The following is a 4,860-nucleotide window of genomic DNA, read 5'->3' as shown; positions in this document are numbered from 1 at the left end:
AAGAACGCCCCGGCGCTTGCGATGGATTCGCCTCCAACGCGATGCCGGGGTTTTGTATTCTGGCCGGGCGCATGTGCCCGGCGCCGTGCAGGAAGACGATACCATGTCCCGTCGCCGCCAGATCTACGAAGGCAAGGCCAAGATTCTTTATGAAGGCCCCGAACCGGGCACGATCATCCAGTATTTCAAGGATGATGCCACCGCGTTCAACGCGCAGAAGCGTGGCACGATCAACGGCAAGGGCGTGATCAACAACCGCATCAGCGAATATGTGTTCACGCGGCTTGCCCACATCGGCATCCCCACCCACTTCATCCGCCGCCTGAACATGCGCGAACAGCTTGTGCGGCAGGCGGAAATCATCCCGATCGAAGTGGTCGTGCGCAATATCGCCGCGGGTTCGATTTCCAAGCGCCTCGGCATCGAAGAGGGTGAGCCGCTGCCGCACACCCTGATCGAATATTACTACAAGGACGATGCGCTGGGCGATCCGATGATCGCTGAAGAGCACATCGCCTGCTTCGGCTGGGCATCGAACGAGGAAATGCAGGACATTTCCAGCATGGCGATCCGCGTGAACGATTTCCTTTGCGGAATGTTCGCGGCGATCAACATCAGCCTTGTCGATTTCAAGCTCGAATTCGGCCGCATCTGGGATGGCGATTACAGCCGCGTGATCCTGGCTGACGAAATCAGCCCAGACGGCTGCCGCCTGTGGGACATGACCACTGGCGAAAAGCTCGACAAGGACCGCTTCCGCCGCGATCTGGGCGGCGAAGAAGAAGCCTATCAGGAAGTCGCCCGCCGCCTTGGTCTGCTGGAAAACGACGGCGGCCCCAGCGAAGTGTTCGACCTTGGCGCGCACCGCAAGCTGCGCGGGAAGAAGTAAACCGCCCAACCCTTCCCGTTTTTGCGAAGCACAAATGGGGAGTTGGTAGCCGCAAATCGGCTGACCGAGGGGTAAATCCCCTAAAACCCCCTTCGGCAACGGAGGGGGTTTTTGTTTGTGCTTACGCGCAGGCCCTTGCTATCGGATACAAATGGCAATTCCCGACTATCAAACGCTCATGCTGCCGGTGCTTCAAATTGCGGCAAATGGTCTCATCAAAGTCCCAGAAGCAGCAGAACTGATAGCTGAGCAAATGGCTCTGACTGAAGCAGAGCGGGAAGAAATGCTCCCAAGCGGAAAACAACGCCTACTTCACAATCGTATTCACTGGGCCAAGTTCCACATGGCCAAAGCCGGTTTGATATCGTCGCCCAAGCGAGGCGTGTTCGTAGCGTCGGAGGATGGAAAATCGCTTCTGGCCTCAAATCCTGACAGGATCGACTTGACTACGCTTAAGAAAATTCCGGCATTTGCTGAATACTACAGCCAATTTTCGAATGCGGCATCTGTGCCAGATATTGCTGATGCGGTGTCCACCGCATCAGATTCTGAATCGACTCCTGAAGAGCAGATCGATGCTGCCCACGCGTTGCTGACAAAGGCGCTAAAGGCTGACCTACTCTCGCGCGTTCTCGAACAAACTCCGTCCTTCTTCGAACGGCTGATCGTCGATCTGCTTGTTGCAATGGGATACGGAGGCTCGCACGAAAACGCAGCTCGCCAACTTGGCAAAAGTGGCGACGGTGGCATCGACGGCGTGATTGATGAAGACCGGCTGGGCCTTGATAGAATCTATGTCCAAGCAAAGCGCTACAGTCTTGGGATAAGTATCGGTCGGCCAGATGTTCAGGGGTTTGTAGGCAGCCTTGTCGGCATCGGTGCATCCAAGGGCGTATTCGTAACGACCTCTGCATTCAGCAAACAAGCCATAGACTATGCGAAGGGATTGCAGCAACGTGTCATACTGATTGATGGCGCGCGTCTAACTGAATTGATGATAGAATTCGGCGTAGGCGTTCGTGTTAGTAGGGCAATCGAAGTCAAACGGGTCGACGAAGATTTCTTCTCGGAAGACCAATGATCCTCCGCCGCCTGCTCCCCCTCACCGCCGCCCTGTCTCTCGCCGCCTGCGCCGCGCAGCCCGCAGCGGTAACCAGTGCCCCAAAACCCACATGGGCCTTCCAGCAGAGCGACCTGCCGCCCGACCCCGCCTACCGCTATGGCCAGCTTCCCAACGGGATGCGCTTCATCATCCGCCGCAACGCCACGCCCGCTGGCACCGCGCTGGTGCGCATGGACATTGCCACCGGCTCGCTGGACGAAAGCGAAAGCGAGCGCGGGTTTGCCCATTTTGTCGAACATATGGCTTTCAACGGCTCCACCCATGTGCCCGAAGGCGAAATGATCAAGCTGCTGGAGCGCAATGGCCTGTCGTTCGGTGCCGATACCAACGCGCAGACCTCGTTCGAACAGACGCTCTACATGCTCGATCTGCCGCGCGCCGATCCCAAACTGCTCGACACCACACTGATGCTGATGCGCGAAACGGCGAGCGAACTGACCTTCGATCCAGAAGCCTTGGCGCGCGAACGCGGCGTCGTGCTGTCAGAACTGCGCGACGGGCAAGGCTGGCAGCGCACCAATCTGGAAGACCAGATCGCGTTCTTCTATCCAAAGGCAACCTACCCCAAACGCCTGCCCATCGGCACGATCGAGGCGCTCAATGCCTCCACCGCCGATACGCTGAAAGCCTTCTGGGCGCGCGAGTATGTGCCGTCGAACACCACGCTGGTCATCGTCGGCGATTTCGATGCAGATGCGGTCGAAGCCGCGATCCGCGCCCGCTTTGCCGATTGGCAGCCAAAGCCCGCAACGCCCCGCCCCGATCAGGGCAAGGTCGATCCGAAGCACAAGGCGCAGACCGACATCCACATCGATCCGTCACTGTCCGAGCGCGTCACCGCATCGCGCCACGGACGCTGGCTGGACGAGCCTGACACCGTGGCCAACCGTCGCACCGCTCTGCTGCGCCAGATCGGCTATGGCGCGGTCAACCGCCGCTTTCAGCGCATGAGCCGCGTGCCCGACCCGCCGTTCCGCGGCGCTGGCTTTGGCACCAGCGACGTATTCGAGATCGGCCGCACCACCAACCTCATTGTCGATACCGTGGACGGCGGCTGGCAGCGCGGGTTCGACGCCGCCACTGGCGCCTACGCCCGCGCGCTGTCCGGCACCTTCACGCAGGCCGAGATCGACGAGCAGGTCGCCAACATCCGCACCGCGCTGGAAAACGGTGCCGCCGGGGCTGACACCCGCTCGCACGGCACGCTGGTCGCCGCCGCGCTGGCGCTGGTGCGCGATGATCAGGTGCCCACCACGCCGCAATCGGGCCTCGACCGGTTCAACCAGTTCGCGCGCACGATCACGCCAAAGTCGGTCATGGCCGCGCTCAAGGCAGAGGCCGTACCGCTCAAAGATCCCCTGATCCGCTTTCAGGGCCGGACCCCGCCCGCCGGCGGCGAGAAGGCACTGCGTCAGACCTTCGCCAAAGCCACCCGTGCCAAGGCTTCGGCGGGCGAAGTCCCTGCCCCCGTAGCATTCGCCTACACCGACTTTGGCCCGCCCGGCACGGTCGTTTCCGATACCATCGAACCGCTCTACGGCATCCGCCAGATCCGCTTTGCCAACAACGTCCGCCTCAATCTCAAACGCACCGATCTGGCGAAGGACCGCGTGCAGCTCAGCCTCAATCTTGATGGCGGGGAGATGCTGGACAGCAAGGCCGATCCGCTGGTGACCGAGATGACCGCCGTCCTCGCGCGCGGAGGGTTGACCAAGCACAGTGAGGACGATCTGCAAACGCTGCTGGCCGGGCGTTCGGTCGCGCTGGGACTTGGCCTTTCGGGCGATACTTTCGCCACCGATGCCTCAACCACCCCGCGCGATCTGGCACTGCAACTGCAACTCTGGGCCGCGCTGATCACTGATCCCGGCTATCGCGCCGAAGGCGAGGTGGCCTATCGCCAGAACATCGCCAACTTCTTCGCCCGCCTGCGCTCATCCCCCGGCGCGGCGCTGGCCAACAGCATCGGCGGCATCCTGTCCGACAACGACCCGCGCTTCACCCTGCAAAAGCAGGAAGACTACGCCGCGCTGAGCTTCGCCAAGCTGCGCGCCGCGCTGAGCGATCGCCTGACCAACGGCGCTCTTGAAATCGCGATTGTGGGCGATATCGATGAGGCCGCCGCAATCGAGGCTGTAGCCCGCACATTCGGCGCCCTTCCGCAACGCGAAGCCGATTTCCGCCCCTACACCGCCCAACGCCAGCGCAGCTTCACCGCAACGCGGACCTTGCGCGAAATCCGCCATACAGGGCAGCCAAATCAGGCCATCGTTCGCATGGTCTGGCCCACCCGCGACGATAGCGACGCGGACGAAGCGGTCGCCCTTTCGCTGCTTGATGCCGTGGTCGGGATCGAAGTGCTCGATACCGTGCGCGAAAAGCTGGGCAAGGCCTACAGCCCCGGCGCATCCAGCGCCTTGAGCCGCGTCTGGACCAGCTATGGCACATTCACCATCAACGCCTCGGTCGATCTGGCAGACGTGCCCGCCACCCGCGCCGCGCTGGTCGAAACGATGCGCGCGCTCGCCGCCGCGCCGGTCGATGCCGATGTCCTCCAACGCGCCCGCGCACCGATGCTTGAGCGGATCGACAACGCGCTGAAAACCAACAGCGGCTGGATGGCGCTGGCCGAAAACGCCCAATCCCACCCCGATCGCTTGGCGCGCGCCAAGGCCGCCCGCGCCCGGCTGGAAAAGATCACCGCCGCCGATCTGCAAGCCTTGGCCAGACGCTATCTTGCGCCGGAAAAGGCAGTGGAACTGCTGGTCCTGCCCGAAGGCGCAACGCTACCCTAGAGCCAGATGACATAAGGTTGCATCGCCGGGATTGCCTCAGGAAGCTTCTCGGC

Annotated in this window: 3 protein-coding genes; all 3 read left to right on the top strand. The window is 61.8% G+C overall.

All coding sequences use genetic code 11. The annotated features are described in order from the left end of the window. The first annotated feature begins 103 nt into the window (after positions 1–103). The 3 genes from purC (at position 104) to ACOVQ0_RS14920 (ending at position 4,807) form a co-directional block, all read left to right on the top strand. Positions 104–889, top strand: a complete 786-nt coding sequence (gene purC, locus ACOVQ0_RS14930) for a phosphoribosylaminoimidazolesuccinocarboxamide synthase (RefSeq protein ID WP_039332937.1) — start codon at positions 104–106, stop codon at positions 887–889. 151 nt (positions 890–1,040) lie between these two features. After that, entirely contained in the window at positions 1,041–1,970 is a 930-nt protein-coding gene (locus ACOVQ0_RS14925) for a restriction endonuclease (protein WP_421886055.1), read from the top strand. Beyond that, complete coding sequence (locus ACOVQ0_RS14920) at positions 1,967–4,807, top strand: M16 family metallopeptidase (RefSeq protein WP_421886052.1); 2,841 nt, start codon at positions 1,967–1,969, stop codon at positions 4,805–4,807. The genes ACOVQ0_RS14925 and ACOVQ0_RS14920 overlap by 4 nt, the downstream gene beginning before the upstream one ends. Positions 4,808–4,860: the final 53 nt, after the last annotated feature.

Source organism: Novosphingobium sp., from assembly GCF_049240505.1.
Lineage (GTDB): Bacteria > Pseudomonadota > Alphaproteobacteria > Sphingomonadales > Sphingomonadaceae > Novosphingobium.
This window is presented reverse-complemented; position numbering and strand designations above follow the sequence as displayed.

What these genes read in the sequence shown, in the direction of transcription:
- purC (WP_039332937.1), top strand. Translation starts at nt 104, where the DNA reads ATGTCCCGTCGCCGCCAGATCTACGAAGGCAAGGCCAAGATTCTTTAT.
- ACOVQ0_RS14925 (WP_421886055.1), top strand. Translation starts at nt 1,041, where the DNA reads ATGGCAATTCCCGACTATCAAACGCTCATGCTGCCGGTGCTTCAAATT.
- ACOVQ0_RS14920 (WP_421886052.1), top strand. Translation starts at nt 1,967, where the DNA reads ATGATCCTCCGCCGCCTGCTCCCCCTCACCGCCGCCCTGTCTCTCGCC.